This is a genomic window from Streptomyces sp. NPDC028711 (assembly GCF_055565415.1).
Window position 1 is genome coordinate 85,855 of sequence record NZ_JBVHUJ010000006.1, and the last position, 19,567, is coordinate 105,421.

The 19,567-nt window shown below is 72.8% G+C and carries 18 protein-coding genes; 7 read left to right on the forward strand and 11 right to left on the reverse strand.

Annotated elements, in window-relative coordinates; genetic code table 11:
• Nucleotides 1-48 precede the first annotated feature (48 nt).
• A complete protein-coding gene (locus ACZ4VK_RS20225) occupies nt 49-423 on the forward strand; it encodes a GntR family transcriptional regulator (protein ID WP_468353747.1) in 375 nt (124 codons plus the stop codon).
• A 59-nt stretch (nt 424-482) separates the two neighbouring features.
• Here the strand turns inward: ACZ4VK_RS20225 and ACZ4VK_RS20230 are convergent, their stop codons facing one another.
• The 4 genes from ACZ4VK_RS20230 to ACZ4VK_RS20245 all read right to left on the reverse strand — a co-directional run bounded on the left by ACZ4VK_RS20230 (nt 483) and on the right by ACZ4VK_RS20245 (nt 4,377).
• Nucleotides 483-1,601 (reverse strand): DUF5925 domain-containing protein, encoded by a 1,119-nt coding sequence (locus ACZ4VK_RS20230; RefSeq protein ID WP_468353749.1) that lies wholly within the window; start codon nt 1,599-1,601, stop codon nt 483-485.
• Nucleotides 1,602-1,676: 75 nt separating this feature from the next.
• Nucleotides 1,677-2,441, reverse strand: a complete 765-nt coding sequence (locus ACZ4VK_RS20235) for a polysaccharide deacetylase family protein (RefSeq protein ID WP_468354325.1) — start codon at nt 2,439-2,441, stop codon at nt 1,677-1,679.
• Between the two features lie 26 nt (nt 2,442-2,467).
• Entirely contained in the window at nt 2,468-3,550 is a 1,083-nt protein-coding gene (locus tag ACZ4VK_RS20240) for a glycosyltransferase family 2 protein (protein WP_468353751.1), read from the reverse strand.
• Nucleotides 3,547-4,377: a glycosyltransferase family 2 protein gene (locus ACZ4VK_RS20245; RefSeq protein WP_468353753.1), complete on the reverse strand. Its 831-nt coding sequence runs from the start codon at nt 4,375-4,377 to the stop codon at nt 3,547-3,549. Before ACZ4VK_RS20245 ends, ACZ4VK_RS20240 begins: the two co-directional genes overlap by 4 nt.
• Nucleotides 4,378-5,014: 637 nt before the next feature.
• Between ACZ4VK_RS20245 and ACZ4VK_RS20250 the strand changes: the two genes are divergently transcribed.
• Entirely contained in the window at nt 5,015-5,821 is an 807-nt protein-coding gene (locus ACZ4VK_RS20250; RefSeq protein WP_468353755.1) for an SGNH/GDSL hydrolase family protein, read from the forward strand.
• On the opposite strand, the gene ACZ4VK_RS20255 is transcribed toward ACZ4VK_RS20250, so the two are convergent.
• The gene (locus tag ACZ4VK_RS20255) at nt 5,805-6,806 is read right to left on the reverse strand and encodes a protein kinase domain-containing protein (RefSeq protein WP_468353757.1); all 1,002 of its coding nucleotides are present in this window, start codon (nt 6,804-6,806) and stop codon (nt 5,805-5,807) included. The genes ACZ4VK_RS20250 and ACZ4VK_RS20255 overlap by 17 nt on opposite strands.
• Before the next feature lie 312 nt (nt 6,807-7,118).
• On the opposite strand from ACZ4VK_RS20255, the gene ACZ4VK_RS20260 reads away from it, so the two are divergent.
• Nucleotides 7,119-7,391, forward strand: coding sequence for a hypothetical protein (locus ACZ4VK_RS20260; RefSeq protein WP_468353759.1), 273 nt, complete (start codon nt 7,119-7,121; stop codon nt 7,389-7,391).
• Nucleotides 7,392-7,569: 178 nt separating this feature from the next.
• Here the strand turns inward: ACZ4VK_RS20260 and ACZ4VK_RS20265 are convergent, their stop codons facing one another.
• The 3 genes from ACZ4VK_RS20265 to ACZ4VK_RS20275 form a co-directional block, all read right to left on the reverse strand.
• Entirely contained in the window at nt 7,570-8,766 is a 1,197-nt protein-coding gene (locus ACZ4VK_RS20265) for a CaiB/BaiF CoA transferase family protein (RefSeq protein WP_468353761.1), read from the reverse strand.
• Between the two features lie 65 nt (nt 8,767-8,831).
• Nucleotides 8,832-9,608, reverse strand: a complete 777-nt coding sequence (locus tag ACZ4VK_RS20270; RefSeq protein ID WP_468353763.1) for an ABC transporter permease — start codon at nt 9,606-9,608, stop codon at nt 8,832-8,834.
• Nucleotides 9,605-10,543, reverse strand: a complete 939-nt coding sequence (locus tag ACZ4VK_RS20275) for an ATP-binding cassette domain-containing protein (RefSeq protein WP_468353765.1) — start codon at nt 10,541-10,543, stop codon at nt 9,605-9,607. Before ACZ4VK_RS20275 ends, ACZ4VK_RS20270 begins: the two co-directional genes overlap by 4 nt.
• Nucleotides 10,544-10,606: 63 nt before the next feature.
• On the opposite strand from ACZ4VK_RS20275, the gene ACZ4VK_RS20280 reads away from it, so the two are divergent.
• Complete coding sequence (locus tag ACZ4VK_RS20280; protein WP_468353767.1) at nt 10,607-11,332, forward strand: TetR/AcrR family transcriptional regulator; 726 nt, start codon at nt 10,607-10,609, stop codon at nt 11,330-11,332.
• Here the strand turns inward: ACZ4VK_RS20280 and ACZ4VK_RS20285 are convergent.
• Genes ACZ4VK_RS20285 through hmgA form a run of 3 tightly spaced genes read right to left on the reverse strand, consistent with a single transcriptional unit; the run spans nt 11,319 to nt 14,675 of the window.
• Nucleotides 11,319-12,533: a type ISP restriction/modification enzyme gene (locus ACZ4VK_RS20285; RefSeq protein WP_468353769.1), complete on the reverse strand. Its 1,215-nt coding sequence runs from the start codon at nt 12,531-12,533 to the stop codon at nt 11,319-11,321. The two genes, ACZ4VK_RS20280 and ACZ4VK_RS20285, sit on opposite strands and share 14 nt — an antisense overlap.
• A 38-nt stretch (nt 12,534-12,571) precedes the next feature.
• A complete protein-coding gene (locus tag ACZ4VK_RS20290; protein WP_468353771.1) occupies nt 12,572-13,321 on the reverse strand; it encodes a GntR family transcriptional regulator in 750 nt (249 codons plus the stop codon).
• 40 nt (nt 13,322-13,361) lie between these two features.
• Nucleotides 13,362-14,675 (reverse strand): homogentisate 1,2-dioxygenase, encoded by a 1,314-nt coding sequence (gene hmgA, locus ACZ4VK_RS20295; RefSeq protein ID WP_468353773.1) that lies wholly within the window; start codon nt 14,673-14,675, stop codon nt 13,362-13,364.
• 166 nt (nt 14,676-14,841) lie between these two features.
• Here hmgA and ACZ4VK_RS20300 point away from each other — a divergent pair, with 166 nt between their 5' ends.
• The 3 genes from ACZ4VK_RS20300 to ACZ4VK_RS20310 all read left to right on the forward strand — a co-directional run bounded on the left by ACZ4VK_RS20300 (nt 14,842) and on the right by ACZ4VK_RS20310 (nt 19,474).
• The gene (locus tag ACZ4VK_RS20300; protein WP_468354327.1) at nt 14,842-15,645 is read left to right on the forward strand and encodes a TetR/AcrR family transcriptional regulator; all 804 of its coding nucleotides are present in this window, start codon (nt 14,842-14,844) and stop codon (nt 15,643-15,645) included.
• Between the two features lie 75 nt (nt 15,646-15,720).
• Nucleotides 15,721-17,922: a molybdopterin-dependent oxidoreductase gene (locus ACZ4VK_RS20305; protein ID WP_468353775.1), complete on the forward strand. Its 2,202-nt coding sequence runs from the start codon at nt 15,721-15,723 to the stop codon at nt 17,920-17,922.
• 145 nt (nt 17,923-18,067) lie between these two features.
• A complete protein-coding gene (locus ACZ4VK_RS20310; RefSeq protein ID WP_468353777.1) occupies nt 18,068-19,474 on the forward strand; it encodes a CitMHS family transporter in 1,407 nt (468 codons plus the stop codon).
• Nucleotides 19,475-19,567 lie beyond the last annotated feature (93 nt).

Here is a 19,567-nt window from a genome sequence, read left to right on the forward strand (position 1 = left end):
CCGCCGCCGCCTCCCCTTTTCCGGTGGGGTGGGGGCAGAATCGGCGGCGTGACACTCACCATCGCCGTGGACCACGAATCCACCACCGCTCCCTACGAACAACTGCGTGCCCAGATCTCGGAGCGGGCCCGGTCGGGCAGACTGCCGGTCGGATACAAGCTGCCGACGGTACGAGGGCTCGCGGAGCAGCTGGGCCTCGCCGCGAACACGGTCGCCAAGGCGTACAAGGCGCTGGAGGCGGACGGGGTGATCGAGACGCGCGGCCGCCACGGGACCTTCGTCGCGGCGGCGGGCGACGCGGCGACCCGGCGGGCCGCCACCGCCGCCGCCCAGTTCGCCGAGGAGGCCCGCCGCCTCGGCCTCGGCCGCGAGGCCGCGGAGGCGGCGGTGAACGAGGCCCTGAGGGCCGCGTACGACGGCTGACCGCGCCGCGTACGACGGCTGACCGCGAGCGGGGGCGGCGACCGCCGTTCGGTCATCGGTTACAGGTAGAGCCCCGCCCCCGCCGTGCGCGGTTCGGGGAGGCCCGTCGGGGGCGTTCCGCGGCGCAGGGCGAAGAGCTCCGCCAGCGTCGCGCCCTCGCGCGGCACGTCCTCCTCGCGGCCGAGCCAGGACACCGACTCCGCCCGGGTCAGCGGCCCCACCTCGATGCGGGCCAGACAGCGGCCCGGGCGGACCACCGCCGGGTGGAGCCGCTCCAGGTCCTCGTTGGTGGTGACTCCCACGAGGACGTTGCGTCCCTGCCCGAGCAGACCGTCCGTCAGGTTCAGGAGCCGCGAGAGGGCCTGGCCCGCCGTGTGCTTCGCCTCGCCCCTGATCAGCTCGTCGCAGTCCTCGAGGAGCAGCAGCCGCCAGCGCCCCTTCGCCGTGCCCTCGTCCTCCCCGATGGCGATGTCCATCAGATAGCCGACGTCGTTGAAGAGCCGCTCGGGGTCGAGGACGCAGTCCACCTGGCACCAGTCGCGCCAGGACCGGGCCAGTGTCCGCAGCGCGGACGTCTTGCCGGTGCCCGGCGGGCCGTGCAGCAGCAGGAGCCGGCCGGCGATCGAGTCGGGCGTCACCTTCATCAGCCGGTCCATGGACTCGGCCACCGGCGCCGAGTAGTTGGGCCGGACCTCCTCCCACGTCCCGGCGCTGATCTGCCGGGTCGTCCGGTGCGGGCCGCGCCGGGGCGAGACGTACCAGAACCCCATCGTCACGTTCTCAGGCTGTGGCTCCGGCTCGTCCTTCGCCCCGTCGGTCGCCTCCTTCAGGACGCGCTCGGCGAGCTCCGCGTCGGCGGCCGTGACGGTGATGTCCGCGCCCCGGCTCCAGCGGGAGACGAGGAGCGTCCAGCCCTCGCCCTCGGCGAGCAGGGCGCTGCGGTCGTCGTCCTTCGCGGCCCGCAGCACGCTGGCGCCCGCCGGGAGCAGGGTCGCGTCGGGCCTGACCCGGTCCAGGGTGGTGCTGTGCGCGTGGGGCTGCTCCCCGGTCGCGAAGCGGCCGAGGAACAGCGCGTCGACGACGTCCGAGGGCGAGTCGCTGTCGTCGAGGTTGAGCCGGATCGGCAGCGACCGCTGGGGCTCCGACGGTACCGGTGGGGTGTCAGCCATGGCGCCCATGATCCGGCAACCGGGCAGGGCGTGCACCGGGTTTTGAACGGGACCTTCCCCCAAGTCCCCTGGTCCGGCGGTACGTCAGATCCAGTGGCCGCGCACCGCGCCCCGGGCGCGCCGCGCGAGTGCGTACCCCTTCGTCAGGGCCCGGTCCGCCGCGAAGTTCCGCCCGATCGCCCGGCCCTCGACGAGCCGCGTGAACTCCTCGACGTCCGTCGACCGGCGCACGGTGACCCGCTCCAGGGCGTACGGACCCTGGCGGCGTCTGGCCAGCGCGTTGCCGACGGCGAGCGCCTGCGTGAAGCCGGCCTCGCGGACGGTACGGCGGACCCGGCGGCTGGAGTACCCGTACGGGTAGGCGAAGGAGACCGGGGCGGTCCCGAGCTCCTCGCCGAGGATCTCGCGGCAGCGCAGCGTCTCGAACCGGAGCCGCCGCGCGTCGAGCTGGTCGAGCTGCGGGTGGGTGTGGCTGTGACCGCCGATCTCCGTTCCCGCGTCGGCGAGTTCCCGCACCTGCGCCCAGTCGAGCATGGTGTCGAGCGCGCCGCCCGTCGCGTGCCGGCCGGGCAGCCAGCCGGTGGAGACGAAGACGGTGCTCACGAAGGAGTGCGCGGCGAGCACCGGCAGCGCGTACCGGTGCACGCCCTCGTACCCGTCGTCGAAGGTGACGAGCAGCGGCCGGGCGGGCAGCGGACGGCCGGTGCGCCAGGCGCCGGCGAGGCCGGCGGTGGTCAGCGGGGTGAACCCCCGCTCGGCGACCACCTCCATCTGCGCCGCGAAGGCCTCGGGGGTGACGGAGAGCCCCAGGGTGGCGGGGGCGGGGTCCGGGTCGACGGCGTGGTACATGAGGACGGGCACGGCCGTGGTGTCGCTCACCGGGCCCTCTCTTCGGAGGCCCCGGCGCCGCTCGCCCGGGTGCCGCTCCCGCCGGTGCCGTTACGGGTATCCCCGTACGTGGTCCGTTCGATCGGTCCCCACGCGAAGGTCGTCCCGCTCCGCCGGGCCCGGAGCGTGCCGAGCGCGTAGCCGCCGGCGGCGACCGTCACCCCGGTCACGATGGCCCCGGCCCGGCCCGCGCCGCCGGTGCGTCCGCGCAGTGCGTCACGGACCCCGCGCAGGACGCCCGAGGGCAACACCCGTGTCGTGTAGCGCCGTTCGGACTCCAGGCCCTTCTGCGCACCGACGCTCCGTGCGACGAGCGCCTTGGAGAGCCCCTCGGCGTAGACGCGGGTGCGGAAGTAGTCGAAGCGCTCGCGGACCGCGGGCACCTTGTGGTGGATGACGGCCCGGTCGTCGATGAGGAGGATCGCCCCGGGGAGCGCCTTGGAGAGCCGGATGCACAGTTCGGTCTCCTCGCCGCCGAGGGGCCGCCGGTCGCCGTCGCGTCCGATGCCGGTGGCGAAGCCGCCCGCCGCGTCGAAGGCCGTACGGCGGAACGAGGCGTTGCCGCCGAGCACGTTCCTGACGGGGACCCGGCCCGGGGGCAGGCCCCGGTACGTGCAGCCGACGACCCAGTCGAACTCCTCGGGGAACCAGGCCGGGCGCCGGCCGGACGCCCAGGCGGGCAGGGTCCGGCCGCCGACGGCCATGACGCGCGGGTCGTCGTAGGCGGCGGCGAAGTGGTGGAGCCAGTCCCGCTCGGCGACCGCGTCGTCGTCGAGGAAGGCCACGAACGCGCCGCGGGAGGCGGCGATCCCGGTGTTGCGGCCGGCGGAGAGGCCGCGGGGGCCCGCGTTGGCGAGCACCCGCACCTCCTGGTGGAGCCGCTGGTCCGCGTACTCCTCGGTGAGCCGGGAGAGGAGCCGCTCGTTGTGGTCGACCACGAGCAGCGTCTCCAGCGGCGGCAGTGACTGCTTCCGTACGGAGTCGACGGCGGCGAGGATGTCCTCCCACCGCTCCTCCGTGTAGACGCAGATCACCACCGAGAAGCCGTTCGGGGACGTGCGGTCGCTCAAGACACCTCTCCACGGGGGATGTTGACCGAGAACGGGGCGGGCCGACGGCGGGCCGCCTTGGCGACGGACTTCTCCCGGAGGATGACCTTCAGGACGCGGATGCCGTCACGCACGGCGTTCAGGTTGCTGACGCCGTGGATGCGGTTGTACTCGTGGCTCGGCACCTCCTGCACCTTGAGACCGGCGGTGACGACCCGGATGTTGATCAGGGTCTCGATCTCGAATCCGGTGCAGTCGAGGGTGATCTTGTCGAGGCAGTGGCGCCAGAAGGCGTTGTAGCCGTAGCAGAGGTCGGTGTACCGGGCGCCGAACTTGCGGTTGACGAGCGTGCAGAGGGCCCAGTTGCCGAGTCTGCGGATGGTCGTCATGTCGTCCGTGCCGCCGCCGTTGGCGAAACGGGAGCCCTTGGCGAAGTCGGCGCCGCCGACGAGGGCGGAGACATAGGAGACGATCTCCTGGCCGTCGGCCGAGCCGTCCGCGTCGACCATGACGATGATGTCGCCCGTGCAGGCCGCGAAGCCGCTGATCAGCGCGTCGCCCTTGCCCTTGCCGACCTGTTTGACGACTTTGACGTCCGGCCAGAGTTCACGGGCGACTTCGACCGTGTTGTCGGTGGAATTTCCGTCGACGAGGACGACTTCGTGAATCCATTCCGGCAGCGTCTTGAAGACGTACGGAAGATTTTCCGCTTCGTTCATCGCGGGAATGACGACACTCACCGGCGGAGTGATCGCCAGATGTGAGGTGATGGCCCGGTACTGGGCCGCTATTCGACTCGGCTCGGTCAATTCTCGGCCCGTGGCGGTCGGGCGCAGGAACGAGCTCATGGGTCTGGTTTCCCTCTCGTCCGGTGGGCCGCCCACCCCTTGGGCGGTCCGATGGTGTATCCGGTTCGAAAGGGGGGTTCTCGCCTTGCCCGCGCGGAAAGGAACTCCTTGCGGGATCGGTGAGTTGGCATGTCCGGCCGCGCGGTACCCGCGACTCGGCGCACGTACGAACACCGAGCACGGCACCCCCCTACCGCGCCCCACCCCGGATCCATCGCGACGCTAGAGCCCTCCCCTGAGCCGCTGTGCATGATGGACCGGTGCGGGTGAGATGTACGACGGTATTGATGAATGGGACTGTATGGCAAGTCCCGGATCTGTGGCCCGCTTTTCCGTAGTTTGGCGAAGCTTCGCCGGTCAGATGTGCAACCGTCCCGATCGGATTTGATCAATCCGTTTGCGCGCGGGGAACAGTGGGGCGTGACCGCACTTCTGTGCATTGCTGTGTGAATGTGTCGCGATCTCGTTCGAGCGCATCGCGGGACCGGAACTTCCGGTTCCCGAGCTGGCCTGATCTCGACGGTCCCTGACGGAGGATCGGAAGACGTTCACCCCCACTTTTGACATGAACACTTCCGGCCGGGCGGATCCGATGCTACTACCTGGTAGCGCAGAGATCCTGCTACAGGGAGGTTCCATGAGGCTGTCCCGTATCACCGCCCTTTCGTCCTCGCTCCTGCTCGGCGCCGTCCTCGCCCTCACCGGGGCGGGTGCCGCCCAGGCCGCCGAGACCGCCGCGCTCGACTACGTGGCGCTCGGTGACTCGTACTCCTCCGGTGTCGGCGCCGGGAGTTACGACAGCGCGAGCGGTGACTGCAAGCGCTCCACGAAGGCCTATCCGGTGCTGTGGAAGAACGCGAACGCCCCTTCCTCCTTCGCGTTCACCGCCTGCTCGGGCGCCCGGACGGGCGATGTGACCGCCAATCAGCTCGGCCCGCTCTCCGCCGCGACCGACCTGGTCTCCCTCACGATCGGGGGCAATGACGCGGGATTCGCCGACGTCATGACGACCTGTGTGCTCCAGTCCGAGGCCACCTGCATCAGCCGGGTGAATCAGGCCAAGAGTTACGTGGACACCACGCTGCCCGGCAAGCTCGACTCCGTCTACACGGCCATCAGGAACAAGGCACCCGCCGCCCACGTGGTCGTCCTCGGCTACCCGCGCTTCTACCAGCTGGCCGGCAACTGCGTCGCCGGCCTCACCGAGAACGAGCGGAAGGCCATCAACGGAGCCTCCGACCACCTCAACGCGGCGGTCGCCAAGCGCGCGGCCGACCACGGCTACACCTTCTCCAGCGTCGTCCCGGCCTTCACCGGACACGAGATCTGCTCCGGCTCCTCCTGGCTGCACAGCGTCAACTGGCTGAACATCGGGGAGTCCTACCACCCGACCGCCGCCGGACAGTCGGGCGGCTACCTGCCCTCGTTCAGGAACGTGGTGTAACCCCGCCACTCGCGCCCGGGGCGCCGGGACCGGCCGGAGCGGTGCTCGTGACACCGCCCGGACCGGGCCCGGCGCCCCGGTCCCCGTCCCGTACCGCCTGATACACGAGAGCCGCCGCGATCAGCAGCACGCCGATCAGCCCGGCGAGGAGTACGTGGTTCCGGCGCGGTGACCGTCTCCGGCGCGGCGGAGCGGCCGAACGGCCCGCCTCGGCAGCCTGGTTGGCGGTGGACGCCGACTCACGCCCGTCCGGCTCGCCGCCCGCGGGAGCCCCGCCCGCCGGAGCGCCGAACTCCGTCCGCGGGGGCCGCGCCCCGCCCGCGGCAAGGCGGCGCAGCTCCTCCTCGGCCCGCTCCGCCGTCGGCGGACGCTCCCGGTCCGGGTGTACGAGACCCTCGACCACCGCGCGGAGCGCCCCGGTCCTGTCGTCCGCCGAGGGCAGGGCGGACACCGCTCCGTCGAGAAGCGCGCCCAGGGACCGCAGCTCCGCCTCCGGCCCCGGCGCGTCCCCCGGAGCCGCGCCGAAACCGGTCACGACGATCCGCCCGTCGTTGGCGAGCAGGACGTGCCGCGCCTCCACGCCCCGGTGCGGGGCGCCGGCCTCGCGTGCCGCCCGGAGCGCGGAGAGGACCTCGGCGCCGGTGCGCGCGGCCTCGCGTGCGGGCAGCGGGCCTGCGGCCTCCAACGTCTCGGCGAGCGTCAGGCCGCGCACGAGCTCGGTCACGACCCAGGGCCGGCCGTCCTCGGTGGCCACTCCGAGGACGCGTACGACAGAGGGGTGCGCGATCCGGGCGGCGGCCCGCGCCTCGCGCTCGCGTCGCGCGTACAGCAGCGGCACCTCGTCCGCGGGGAGCCCTGCCGGGGCCCGGAACTCCTTGACGGCCACGTCCTGGCCGTTCGTCTCGTCCAGGGCGCGCCAGACGGTGCCCGCCGCGCCCTCGGCGAGGACGTCCAGAAGCCGGTAACGACCCGCGATCACCGTCATGGATCCACGGTAGCCGAGGGGCGTCCCGACGGCGCCGGTCCGTCGGCCGCGCGGAGGGAAGGATCTTGGTGGTGGAGATCACACGGGCCCGGGTTCCCGTGGACGAGGTCCCGGAGTGCAGGATGGTTCGTGACGGTTCGGCAGATGTTCGAACCCTGTCCAACTCGCCCTGGAATCAGATGGATTCGGACAGTGACCGTCAACCCTCGTACGAGTGCGCTGCATACCGTCGGCGGGATACACGGGTGTCATGGCGGGGCGATAGGGTTAACCTGCCCTGGGTCGGGTGCCCTTGTACGGGTGGGGAGTGACATGGAACAGATAGCAATGCGCAGCAGGCCTCGCGTGCCTGCCATCACCTGCGGGAGCAGCGCGACCAGTTCGCGGCTCGACCGCCATCTCGCGGTGCTCGGCGGACCCGCCGTGCCCCAGCGTGAGGTGGCCGAGGCGACGCTGTTGATGCGGGAGTTGACGACGCGTACGCGTGAGGTGCCGGTGCACGGTCACCGCAGCCGCAGCGCGCGGGTCTCGCTCTTCGCCCCGCTCCGCCGTCTGCGCCGCTCCCTCTTCGGAACGCGCCGCTAGCCGCGCCGCCGGGCCGCGGCACCCCGAGGTTCCCGCCCGCCGCCGCCCGGCAGCCCGTACGACTCCGACTGCGACACCGCCGGACGTGTCCCCGCCCGTCCGGCGCTCAGTCATACCCGGCGACGGCCCCGACCGGCACCCGCGCGCCGGCGGCCCCCGACCAGCACCCCGCGCGGTGTCAGGCGATCACCCCCGCGCTCCGCAGCTCCTTCACCTCCGCCTCCGTCACCCCGAGCCCGGCGAGCACCTCCTCCGTGTCCTGTCCGAGGGCCGGGATCCGGTCCATCCGGGGCTCCGGTGCGTCGGGGAACACGATCGGCGGCAGCAGCGCCCGCAGCGGCCCGACCGGCGAGCCCACCTCCCGCCAGCGGTCCCGCGCCGTCAGCTGAGGATGGTCCGCGAGGTCCGCGACCGAGTTGAGCCGGGCGCAGGCGACGCCCGCCGCGTCGAGCCTGGCCAGCGCCTCGGGCGCCGTCAGCGGGGCGAGCGCCTCCGCGACCACCGCGTCCGTCGCCGCGCGCCCGGCCACCCGTGCCGTGTTCGTCGCGAAGGCCGGGGCGTCGGCCAGTTCCGGTCGGCCGATGACCTGTTCGGCCAGCCGCCGCCACTCCCGGTCGTTCTGCACGGAGAGCAGCACAAGACCCCCGTCCGCCGTCGGATAGGCGTCGTACGGCGCGATCACCGCGTGCGCGAGCCCCGTGCGCGCCGGGGGCGTGCCTCCATGCATCCCGTGGTGCAACGGGTGCCCCATCCACTCGGCGAGGGAGTCGAGCAGGGAGACTTCCACAGGCCCGCCCCGGCCGGTCGTCCCGCGCCGGACGAGCGCGGCGAGAACGCCCGAGAAGGCGTACATGCCGGCCGCGATGTCGGCCGCCGGGATCCCCGACTTGACCGGCTGCTCAGGCGTACCGGTCACGGACACCAGGCCCGCCTCGCACTGGACGAGCATGTCGTACGCCCGCTTGTGCGCGTACGGTCCCTCCGCCCCGTACCCGGAGACGTCCACCGCGATCAGTCGCGGGTGTGCGGCGCACAGGGTGGCGGCGTCGAGACCGAGCCTGGCCGCCGCCCCCTGGGCCAGGTTCTGGACGAAGACGTCCGCGCCGGCCAGAAGGCGCCGGGCGAGGGCGAGGCCGCGGGGGTCCTTGAGATCGACCGCCACGGACTCCTTGCCCCGGTTGCACCACACGAAGTGGGAGGCGAGGCCCCGGGCGGCCGTGTCGTACCCCCGGGCGAAGTCCCCGCCGTCGGGGCGCTCGATCTTGACGACGCGGGCGCCGAGGTCGGCGAGCTGCCGGGTGGCGAAGGGGGCGGCGACGGCCTGCTCGACGGCGACGACCGTGATCCCTTCGAGGGGGAGTGGCTGAGTGCTCATGGAAGCCCTGCCTACCCTGCGGGGGCGGCCCTTGTCACCGGGACGTGCGTCACGGGGGGCCGGGGTCAGCCCCGGGCGTAACGGCGTACCGCGAGCGGGGCGAAGACGGCGATCAGGCTGAGCGACCAGAGCAGCGCCCCCGCGACCGGGTGGGCCACCGGCCAGGCCGCGTCCGCCGGTACGGGCGCGTTGCCGAAGAGGAGCCGTACCGCCGTCGTGACCGCCGAGATCGGGTTCCACTCGGCGACCGTGCGCAGCACGTCCGGCATGTCGTCCGTCGGGATGTACGCGTTGGACAGCAGCGGCAGCATGAACGTGGCGCTGCCGAGCTGCCCCGCCGCCTCCTCGCTCTTCGAGGCAAGCCCGAGCAGGATGCCCACCCAGGTCATCGCGAAGCGGAAGAGGAGCAGCAGGCCGAGGGCGCCCAGGGCCTCCGGCGCCGTCCCCTCGATCCGCCAGCCCATGGCGAGTCCGACGAGGATCAGCGGGACCGTGCCGACGGCGCTCGCCACGAGATCGGCGAGGGCCTGCCCGAGGGGGACGGCGGCCCGGCTCACGGGCATGGTCCGGAATCGGTCCATGACCCCCCGGTGGGAGTCCTGGGCGGACTGGAACATGCCGGTCATGAGGCCGCCGGCGGCGGTCGCCACGAGCAGGCCCGGCACCAGCTGGGAGCGGTACTCGGCGCCCGGCATGGCGAGCGCGCCGCCGAACACGTACCCGAAGAACAGCAGGAACACGATCGGCATCGTCTGGGTCATGACGGTGATCGCGGGCGCGTGCCGGACGCGCTGGAGGTGGCGGCCGAGGACGGCCGTTCCGTCGTGGACGAGGGCGCTCACGCGGCGAGCTCCTTCCGGTCGGTGAGGCGCAGGAACACCTCGTCGAGGGTGGGCGGACGCAGCGACGCGTCGACGATGAGGACTCCGGCGGCGTCGAGTTCGCGGACGATCCGGGGGAGGGTGAGGGTGGTGTCCGTGGTCACCGCGCCGGCCGTGCCGCGCTCGGCGTCGAGGACGGGGGCCGAGCCGGTCAGCTGGTCGAGGACGGCCGCGGCCGCGCCGAGGGAGGCGGGGTCGGCGACGACGACCTCGGCGTAGCTGCCGACGAGCGCCTTGAGCTCGGCAGGGGTGCCGCGCTGGGCGACCCGTCCCTCGTCGATCAGGACGATGTCGTCGGCGAGCTGGTCGGCCTCCTCCAGGTACTGCGTGGTCAGCAGCACCGTCGTGCCCCGGGACGCCAACCCCCGTACGGCGTCCCAGATCCCGTTGCGGCTGTGCGGGTCGAGCCCGGTGGTGGGCTCGTCGAGGAAGAGGACGCGCGGCGGTACGAGCAGGCTCGCCGCCAGGTCGAGCCGGCGCCGCATGCCGCCGGAGTACGTGCGGGCGGGCCGTCCGGCGGCGGCGGTGAGGCCGAACTGCTCCAGGAGTTCGTCGGCGCGGGCGCGCGGGGCGCGCAGGAGGCGGGCGAAGAGCCGCAGGTTCTCGGCGCCGGTGAGATCGCCGTCGACCGAGGCGTACTGCCCGGTGACGGCGATGTGCCGGCGCACCCCCGCCGGGTCGCGCACCACGTCGTGCCCAGCGACCCGCGCGCTCCCGGCGTCGGGCGTGACGAGGGTGGTGAGGACGCGGACGGCGGTGGTCTTGCCGGCGCCGTTGGGACCGAGGACTCCGCAGACGGAGCCCTCGGGAACGGCGAGATCGAGGCCGCGGAGTGCGTGGACCTCGCCGTAACGCTTCTGCAGACCTTCACTAAGTACAGCGTACGTAGTTGTCATGGTGTGACCGTACCGCACTCCGTACGGTGTACGTAACTACGATGGGGAGCGAGGTGATGATCCATGACGGGCCGAACGGCCGAACCGGAAGTGATCTGGGCGCGCCCCGAGCGCGCGGGCCGAGGCCCGAAACCGGCGTACAGCCGACGGGACATCGTGGACGCCGCCGTCCGCATCGCCGACACCGACGGCATCGAGGCGGTCTCCATGCGCCGCGTCGCCGGCGAGCTGGGCTGCGGGACCATGTCGCTCTACAACTACGTCCCCCGCAAGGAGGACCTGTACGAGCTGATGGTCGACGCGGTCAGCGGCGAGTACACGTACCCCGAGAAGCCCAGCGGCGACTGGCGCGCCGACATGACCGCGGTCGCCCACCAGAGCCGCGCGATCATGTACCGGCATCCCTGGCTCCCCCGGGTGATGACCACCGCCTACGGGTTCAGCCCCAACGCCCTCCGCTTCCTGGAGTGGTGCCTGAGCTGCCTGGAGCCCCTGGACGCCCCCGCCGGACTGAAGATGCAGCTGATCGCCATGGTCAACGGCACGGTCATGGTCACCGTCGCCAACGAGCAGGCCATCGCCGAACGGGCCCGCGGACTGCCCTGGTCGGAGGAGGAGGAACAGGCGGTGCGCGGGGCCTACCTCGCGGGACAGGTGGCGAGCGGACGGTACCCCCACCTCGCCCGGCTGCTCGCCGAGTCCCCCGCCCCCGCCGACGCGGACGAGATCTTCGCCCTCGGCATCGCCCGCCTCCTCGACTCGTTCGCCCCACGGGTCACAGGAGCATGAACTGCCCCTCCGGCCCCTCCTCCTGATGGTCCAGGACGGACGCGGGACGGCGGGACCCCGGCGGCGGGGGCAGCACCCCCGCCGCCCGCAGCTCCTCCCGGCCGGCCACTCCCGCCGTGAAGGTGGCCCGCTCCGGCTCCCGGGCGCCGAGCAGCGCGAGGACCGTGATCAGGTCGAGCAGCTCCGACGTCCACTCCTGCGGCCAGGCCGGGGGGCCGATCGCCTCCAGGGAACCGGGCTCCACCGGGGCGGTCCGGTGTGCGAACCACTGTTCGAGGACTCGCGCGCCGCCCACCCGGAACTCCCAGGCCTCCTCCGGTACGGGCGAGATCCGGCCCCCGTCCAGACACAGCGCCTCGTCGCCGGCCTCGTACGTCATCGCCCCGGGGCGCGCCGGGACCGCCGCCCGCACATAGGGGCGGCGCCCGCCCGGCAGCCGCGGCTTCGTCCCGCTCAGGGCGCCCCGCGCCTGGGCGTCGACGAGGTCCCGGCCGAGCGCCACACCCGCCGCCCACACCTCCCGGTCCGACGGGAGCGGGACACGGCACCCGGCGGGGGAGGGCCGGGCCGCCGCCACGGTCCACGCGAGCCACTCCAGGGCGCCGACCTCATGCCCGTACCGCTCCCCGAGGAAGGCGAGCAGACCCGGCGCGACATTGGGCTCCCGGCCCCCGGGGCGCCGGAACAGCGGGCGGATGCGGCCCGGCCGGCCCGCGGGGGAGCGGCCCTCGGGCAGCGCGGCCGTCACCAGGAGCGCGGGTCCCGCCGCCCCCGGCACGTACCCCTGCTCGACGGCGAACAGCTGCGGCTCCCCGGCGACCCGCCACAGCTCCGGCCGGGCGGTGTCGATCAGCCGGTGGTCGGGCAGCAGCCACTGCTCGTCGAACGGACCCCGCGCGACCCGTACGGGCTCCGGGCACGGCCCCGACTCACGGGCCCAGCGCACGGTCCCGGTCCGCTGCCCGGGCAGCGCGGCCACCGCGCTCGCCGGGGTCCGCGCCCGGCTGGGCCGGAACAGGGCTTCCCTTTCGGCGCCCTCCGCCGCCACCAGACGGTCCCAGCGGGACCGCAGCGTCCGCGCGTCCGGCGCCACGATCCACGAGCGGCCGAAACGCAGCGGCGCGACGGACCACGGCATGAGGTCGTCGAGGAGGGGCAGGTCGTCGTCGTTCGCTCCGGGGGCTTCCGTCACGCCCCGCATGCTAACGACCGCTGTGGGGCCCGGGCCGCCCCCCGCGGTTACTGGGCCTCCACCGTCACCGTGAAGGAGAAGCGGTCGCCGCGGTAGCGGATGCGCGCCACGTCGACGACCCTGCCGTCCTCGTCGTAGGTCACGCCGGTGTAGTGGAGGATCGGCGAGAGGAGCGGGACCTCCAGCAGAGCCGCCGTCTCCGGGTCGGCGAGGCGGGCCTCGACCGTGTCCGTGATGCGGCTGATCCGCACCCCGACGACGTCCCGCAGCACCTTCGTCATCGGCCAGCGCTCCAGATCGGCCGGGTCGATCGCGGCGGCGAGCCCGGGGAGCACCGCGTTCTCCGCCCAGTTCGTCGGCTCGCCGCTCTCCCCGTCGCGGCGCAGCCGCCGGTACGCCACGACCTCCGTCACGTCCGGGAAGTACTCCGCGAGCTCTCCCGGCACCGGTGCGGTGCCGTGCCCGAGGACCGTCGTCCGCTCGCCCGACTGCTGGGCCACGATCGCGTCGATCGAGCCGAGCAGCCGACGCGGTGTGGAGCGCCGGGCGCCCGGCTCGATGAAGGTCCCGCGCCGGCGGTGCCGGCTGATCAGGCCCTCCTCCTCGAGTTCCTTGAGGGCCTGGCGCATCGTGAGCACGCTCACGCCGTAGTGGGCCGCGAGCTGCTCCTCGGTGGGCAGCCGCAGCGAGGCGTCGGGCGTGCGGCCCAGTATCGAGGCGCGCAGCGACTGCGAGACCTGATACCAGAGCGGCAGCTTGCGGTTCAGGACCAGCGAGTCGGGAGCGAAGGCGGTCACGGGTTCTCCGTACGAAGGCTACGGGCTTACGGCCGAGACACTACGGCCGGAAGTGGCGCTCAAGACCCTGCCATACGTCGTCGTACCCCTTCTGCAGATGGTCGGCGTCCGCGGCCTGCCGGGTCGCCGTCACCGGCCAGCGGGTCTCGAACATGAAGGCGAGACCGTCGTCGATCTTCTGCGGCTTCAGCTCGGCGGCGCTCGCCTTGTCGAAGGTCTCCCGGTCGGGGCCGTGCGCGGACATCATGTTGTGCAGCGAACCGCCGCCCGGGACGAAGCCTTCGGCCTTGGCGTCGTACGCGCCCTTGATCAGGCCCATGTACTCGCTCATCACGTTCCGGTGGAAGTACGGCGGACGGAAGGTGTCCTCGCCGACCAGCCAGCGCGGGGCGAACACCACGAAGTCCACGCTCGCGAGCCCCGGGGTGTCCGAGGGCGAGGTGAGGACCGTGAAGATCGACGGATCGGGGTGGTCGTACGAGATCGTCCCGATGACGTTGAAACGGTGCAGGTCGTAGACGTACGGGGTGTGGTTGCCGTGCCAGGCGACGACGTCCAGCGGGGAGTGGCCGTACGTCGCCGACCACAGGTTTCCGCAGTACTTGTTGACCACCTCGACCGGACCCTCGACGTCCTCGTAGGCGGCGACGGGGGCCCGGAAGTCGCGGGCGTTGGCGAGGCCGTTGGCGCCGATCGGGCCGAGGTCCGGGAGCTGGAACGGAGCCCCGTAGTTCTCGCAGACGTACCCGCGGGCACTCTCGTCGAGGAGTTCGACGCGGAAGCGGACCCCGCGCGGGATCAGCGCGACCTCACCGGGGTGGGCGGCGAGCAGACCGAACTCGGTGCGCAGGAGGAGGCCGCCGCGCTCCGGGACGATCAGCAGCTCGCCGTCGGCGTCGCCGAAGACCCGCTCCATCGAGGCGTTCGCGTGGTACAGGTGCACGGCCATGCCGGTGCGCTGGGTCGCGTCGCCGTTGCCGCCGAGGGTCCACAGGCCGGCCAGCCAGTCGGTGCCCGGCGCGGGCTCCGGCAGCGGGTTCCAGCGCAGCCGGTTCGGGTCGGGGACGGTCTCCGTGAAGGGGGCGCCGCGCAGGGCGCCGTTGTCGGTCCGCGTGAACGGCGGGTGCGCGGCCGAGGGGCGGATCCGGTAGAGCCACGAACGGCGGTTGTGAGCCCGGGGCTCGGTGAAGGCGCTGCCGCTGAGCTGCTCGGCGTAGAGACCGAGAGGTGCCCGCTGCGGCGAGTTACGGCCGTGCGGCAGCGCGCCGGGGACCGCCTCCGAGCTGTGCTCGTTGCCGAAACCGGTGCTGTAGCTGAGCGCCTCGGCCGTCTTCCTGGCCTGCTCCGTGGTCATCGCCCGCTCCTGTCCTGAGCCCACAAGGGAAGCCCACAAGGGAATCCTATGGATGACCGTAGGATTCCGCGCGGCTCCCGTCAACGGGGCACGGGGAGGAGGTGTCACCGATCCGCTCGCCCGGAGCCCCGACCGCTCGGTGCCACAACCCGACCGGAGCGGCATCATGGTCCCCGTGCCCCAGACCCGCCCCCAGACCCCGCCGGCCCTCCGCCGGGCGCCGGTGCAGCAGCGCAGCGCCGAGCGGCTCGCCCGGATCCTCGACGCCTGTGCCGCGCTCCTCGACGAGACCGGTTACGAGCAGCTGAGCACCCGCGCCGTCGCCGGCCGCGCCGGAGTCCCCATCGGCTCCGTCTACCGCTTCTTCGGCAACAAGCGGGCGATGGTCGCCGCCCTCGCCCACCGCAACCTCGACGAGTACGCCCGGAGGGTCTCCGACCGCCTCGCCGGGGCGCCGCTCCTCGACGCGTACGGGGCCATCGACGGCGTCCTGGACGAGTTCATCGCGATGAAGCGGACCGTCCCCGGCTTCGCGCTCGTCGACTTCGGGGTGCCCGCCACCGCGCCCGGCGAAAGCCCGGGCGAGGGCGAAGACGGCGGCGAAGACGGCGGCGAAGACGGCGGCGAAGGCGGCGGCGAAGGCGACGGCGACGGCGACGGAAACGGCCAAGGCGCTGGCGGGGGCAACGGAAACGGCGACGGCGGCGGCGGTGACGGGATCCGCGACAGCTCGGGCGGGAGTGCCGTCGAGGACCCCAACCGGCTCGTGGCCGAACGGATCTGCGCCCTCCTCGCCACCCATCTGAACCGTCCCGCCGACGACGACCTGCGACGGAAGGTCCTGGTCGGCGTCGAGACCGCCGACGCCCTCGTCCGGCTCGCCTTCCGCGCGGACCCCGCCGGAGACCCGGCGCTCATCACCGAGACCCGTCATGTGCTCCACGCGTACCTGGCGCCCTCGCTCGCGTAACCACCCGCAGACCCCTCCCGTACGTGCCTACCGGTCGGTATGCTCGGCCACCCGACGCCGCTCCAGGGAGACGCCATGTCCACCGTCCCGCGCATCTGCCCCCTCTGCGAAGCGACCTGCGGACTGACCCTGACGATCGAGGGGACCCGCGTCACGGGAGCGCGCGGTGACCGCGACGACGTCTTCAGCAAGGGGTTCATCTGCCCCAAGGGCGCCGCTTTCCCCGAGGTCGACGCCGACCCCGACCGGCTCCGCGGCCCCCTCGTCCGCAAGGAAGGACGCCTCCAGGAAGCCACCTGGGAGGAGGCGTTCGACACGATCGCCGCCAGAATCCGTCCGATCATCGAGGAGCACGGGCCGGACGCCGTGGGTGTCGTCCTGGGCAACCCCAATGTGCACACGATCGCCGGCGCCCTCTACCCGCCCCTGCTGCTCGGCGCGCTGCGCACCAGGAACCTCTTCACGGCGTCCACGATCGACCAGATGCCCAAGCACGTCTCCAGCGGCCTGCTGTTCGGAGACCCCTTCGCCATCCCCGTGCCGGACCTGGACCGCACCGATCACCTGCTGATCCTCGGAGCCAACCCCTTGGACTCCAACGGAAGTCTGTGCACCGCCCCCGACTTCCCCGGCAGGCTCAAGGCGCTGCGCAGGCGCGGCGGCACCCTCACCGTCGTCGACCCCCGGCGGACCCGCACCGCACGGCTCGCCGACCGGCACGTCGCGATCCGCCCCGGCGCCGACGCGCTCCTGCTCGCCGCGCTCGTCCACACCCTCTTCGCGGAGGGACTCACCGACCTCGGCCCGCTCGCCGCCCAGGTGGAGGGGGGCGAGGAGGTACGGGCGGCGGTACGGGAGTTCAGCCCCGAGGCGGTCGCCGCGGCCTGCGACGTGGACGCGGACACCATCCGAACCCTCGCCCGGGAACTCGCCGCCGCGCCCACCGCCGCCGTCTACGGGCGGATGGGCAGCTCCACCGTGGAGTACGGCACCCTCGGCAACTGGCTCGTCGACGTCCTCAACGTCCTCACCGGCAACCTCGACCGGCCCGGCGGCGCCCTCTTCCCGCTCTCCGCCACCGCGCCCGCCCCGCGCCCCGCGGGACCGGGCAGGGGCTTCGCCCTCGGGCGCCGGCACAGCAGGGTCTCGCACCACCCGGAGGTCAAGGGCGAGTTGCCGCTGGTCGCGCTCGCCGAGGAGATCGAGACGCCGGGGGAGGGGCGCATCCGCGCGGTGATCACCGTCGCCGCCAACCCCGTCCTCTCCGCACCCGACGGGAACCGCCTCGACGCGGCCCTCGGCTCCCTCGACCTCATGGTCGCCGTCGACCCGTACCTCAACGAGACCACCCGCCACGCCGACGTCCTGCTGCCCCCGCCGCCCCCTTCCCGCAGCGCCCACTTCGACTTCGCCTTCAACGGCTTCGCCGTACGCGACCAGGTCCGCTACACCCCGGCGGCCCTACCCCTCGAAGCGGACCGCATGGACGAGTGCGAGATCCATGCCCGGCTGATCCTGGCCGTCTCCGGGATGCACGGCGCGCCGCCGTCGGCCGTGGACGACCTCGCCGTCGACACCACCCTCGCCAAGGCCGTGACCCAGGAGCACTCACCGGCGTACGGCGCCGACCCCAAGGAGTTCGCCGCCCGGCTCACCGGGGAGACCGGTGCCGAGCGCCGGCTCGACCTGATGCTGCGCCTCGGCCCGTACGGGCTCACCCTCGACGAGCTGCGGGCCCACCCGCACGGCATCGACCTCGGGCCCCTGAAGCCGCGCCTCCAGCAGGTCCTGAGGACCCGCAGCGGACGGATCGAACTGTTCCCCGCCCCCCTCGCCGCCGACCTGCCCCGGCTGCGCGCCGGGCTCGACGCCGTACCCGACCCGGACACCCTCCGGCTCGTCGGGCGCCGCCATCTGCGCTCGAACAACAGCTGGCTGCACAACACCCCCGCCCTCGGCGGAGGTTCGAACCGCTGCACGCTCCAGGTCCACCCCGAGGACGCGGCCCGGTTGCGACTGGCCGACGGCGGCAGGGCCAGGGTCAAGGGCGAGGGCGGCGAGCTCGAGGTGCCGGTCGAGGTGACCGACGGGGTCCGCCCGGGAGTGGTGAGCCTCCCGCACGGCTGGGGACACGACCGGCCGGGCACCCGCCTGTCCGTGGCGTCCGCGCGCCCCGGCGTCAACGTCAACCAGCTGCTCGACGGCTCCCGGATCGACCCGCTGTCGGGTACGGCCGTGCTGAACGGCTTCCCCGTCGAGGTATCACCCCTGCCGTGACGGCCGTCCCGGGCCCCCTGCGCTGACCTGGGGTTTTGCTCGTATTGCTCACGCGTCAACGTCTTGTTAACGGCAGAAGAGGGCACCTACCGTCATCCGGACCGCCGCTCGGCGGCAGTTCAACGGTGAACGTGAGGTGCCCTCCATGCTGACCGTCCTCGGCTTCGCCATGATCGCGACCTTCCTGGTCCTGATCATGATGAAAAGGATGTCGCCGATCGCGGCGCTCGTGCTGATCCCCGCACTCTTCTGCGTCGCGGTCGGGCAGGGGGCCCAGCTCGGCGACTACGTCATCGAAGGCGTCGGCAAGCTGGCGCCGACCGCCGCGATGCTGATGTTCGCCATCGTCTACTTCGGCGTCATGATCGACGTCGGCCTCTTCGACCCGATCGTCCGGGGCATCCTGCGCTTCTGCAAGGCGGACCCCGTACGGGTCGTCGTGGGTACCGCGGTGCTCGCCGCGATCGTCTCCCTGGACGGCGACGGCTCCACCACCTTCATGATCACCGTCTCGGCGATGTATCCGCTGTACAAGCGGCTCGGCATGAGCCTTGTGGTCATGACGGGTGTCGCCGCCACCGCCAACGGCGTCATGAACACCCTGCCCTGGGGCGGCCCCACGGCCCGCGCCGCGACCGCGCTGAAGCTGGACGCCGCCGACATCTTCGTACCGATGATCCCCGCGCTCGGCATGGGCCTGCTCTTCGTCTTCGCCCTCGCGTACGTGCTGGGACGCCGTGAGCGCAGGCGCATCGGCTACCTCACGCTCGACGAGGTCCTGGTGCCCGAGAAGGAGACCGAGACGGTGCTCGTCGCGGCGGGCGGCGGTGGCGTGGACCTCACCAAGAAGGCGGCGGGCGGCTCCGGCGACACGCCGGGCGCGACCACGCCCTCGGGCACGGGCGACGGCTTCCAGGGCCTCGACCCGCACCGTGCGACGCTCCGCCCCCGGCTGTACTGGTTCAACGCCGGCCTGACGCTCGCGCTGCTGACCGCGATGATCCTCGAACTGCTGCCGATCCCGGTGCTGTTCCTCCTCGGCGCCGCGCTCGCGCTCACCGTCAACTACCCGAAGATGGACGAGCAGAAGGCCCGCATCGCCGCCCACGCCGACAACGTCCTCAACGTCGCCGGCATGGTCTTCGCCGCCGCCGTCTTCACCGGGGTCCTGACCGGTACGGGCATGGTCAAGCACATGGCCGACTGGCTCGTCGGCGCCATCCCGGCGGGCATGGGCCCGCACATGGCCCTGGTGACCGGTGTGCTCAGCCTCCCGCTCACCTACTTCATGTCGAACGACGGCTTCTACTTCGGTGTGCTGCCGGTCCTCGCCGAGGCGGGCGCCGCCCACGGCGTGTCCCCCCTGGAGATCGCGCGGGCCTCGCTGGTCGGGCAGGCGCTGCACATGTCGAGCCCGCTGGTTCCCGCCGTGTACGTCCTCGTCGGCATGGCGAAGGTGGAGTTCGGCGACCACACCCGGTTCACGGTGAAGTGGGCCGCGCTGACCTCGCTCGTGGTGCTCGGCGCGGGCCTCCTCTTCGGGATCATCTGAGGGCCGGAGGCCCGAGCGGTTCGGGGCGGTCTGGGCCGGACGGGGGAAACGGAGGGTGGCGACGCGCATGTCGCCACCCTCCGTGTCCGTGTC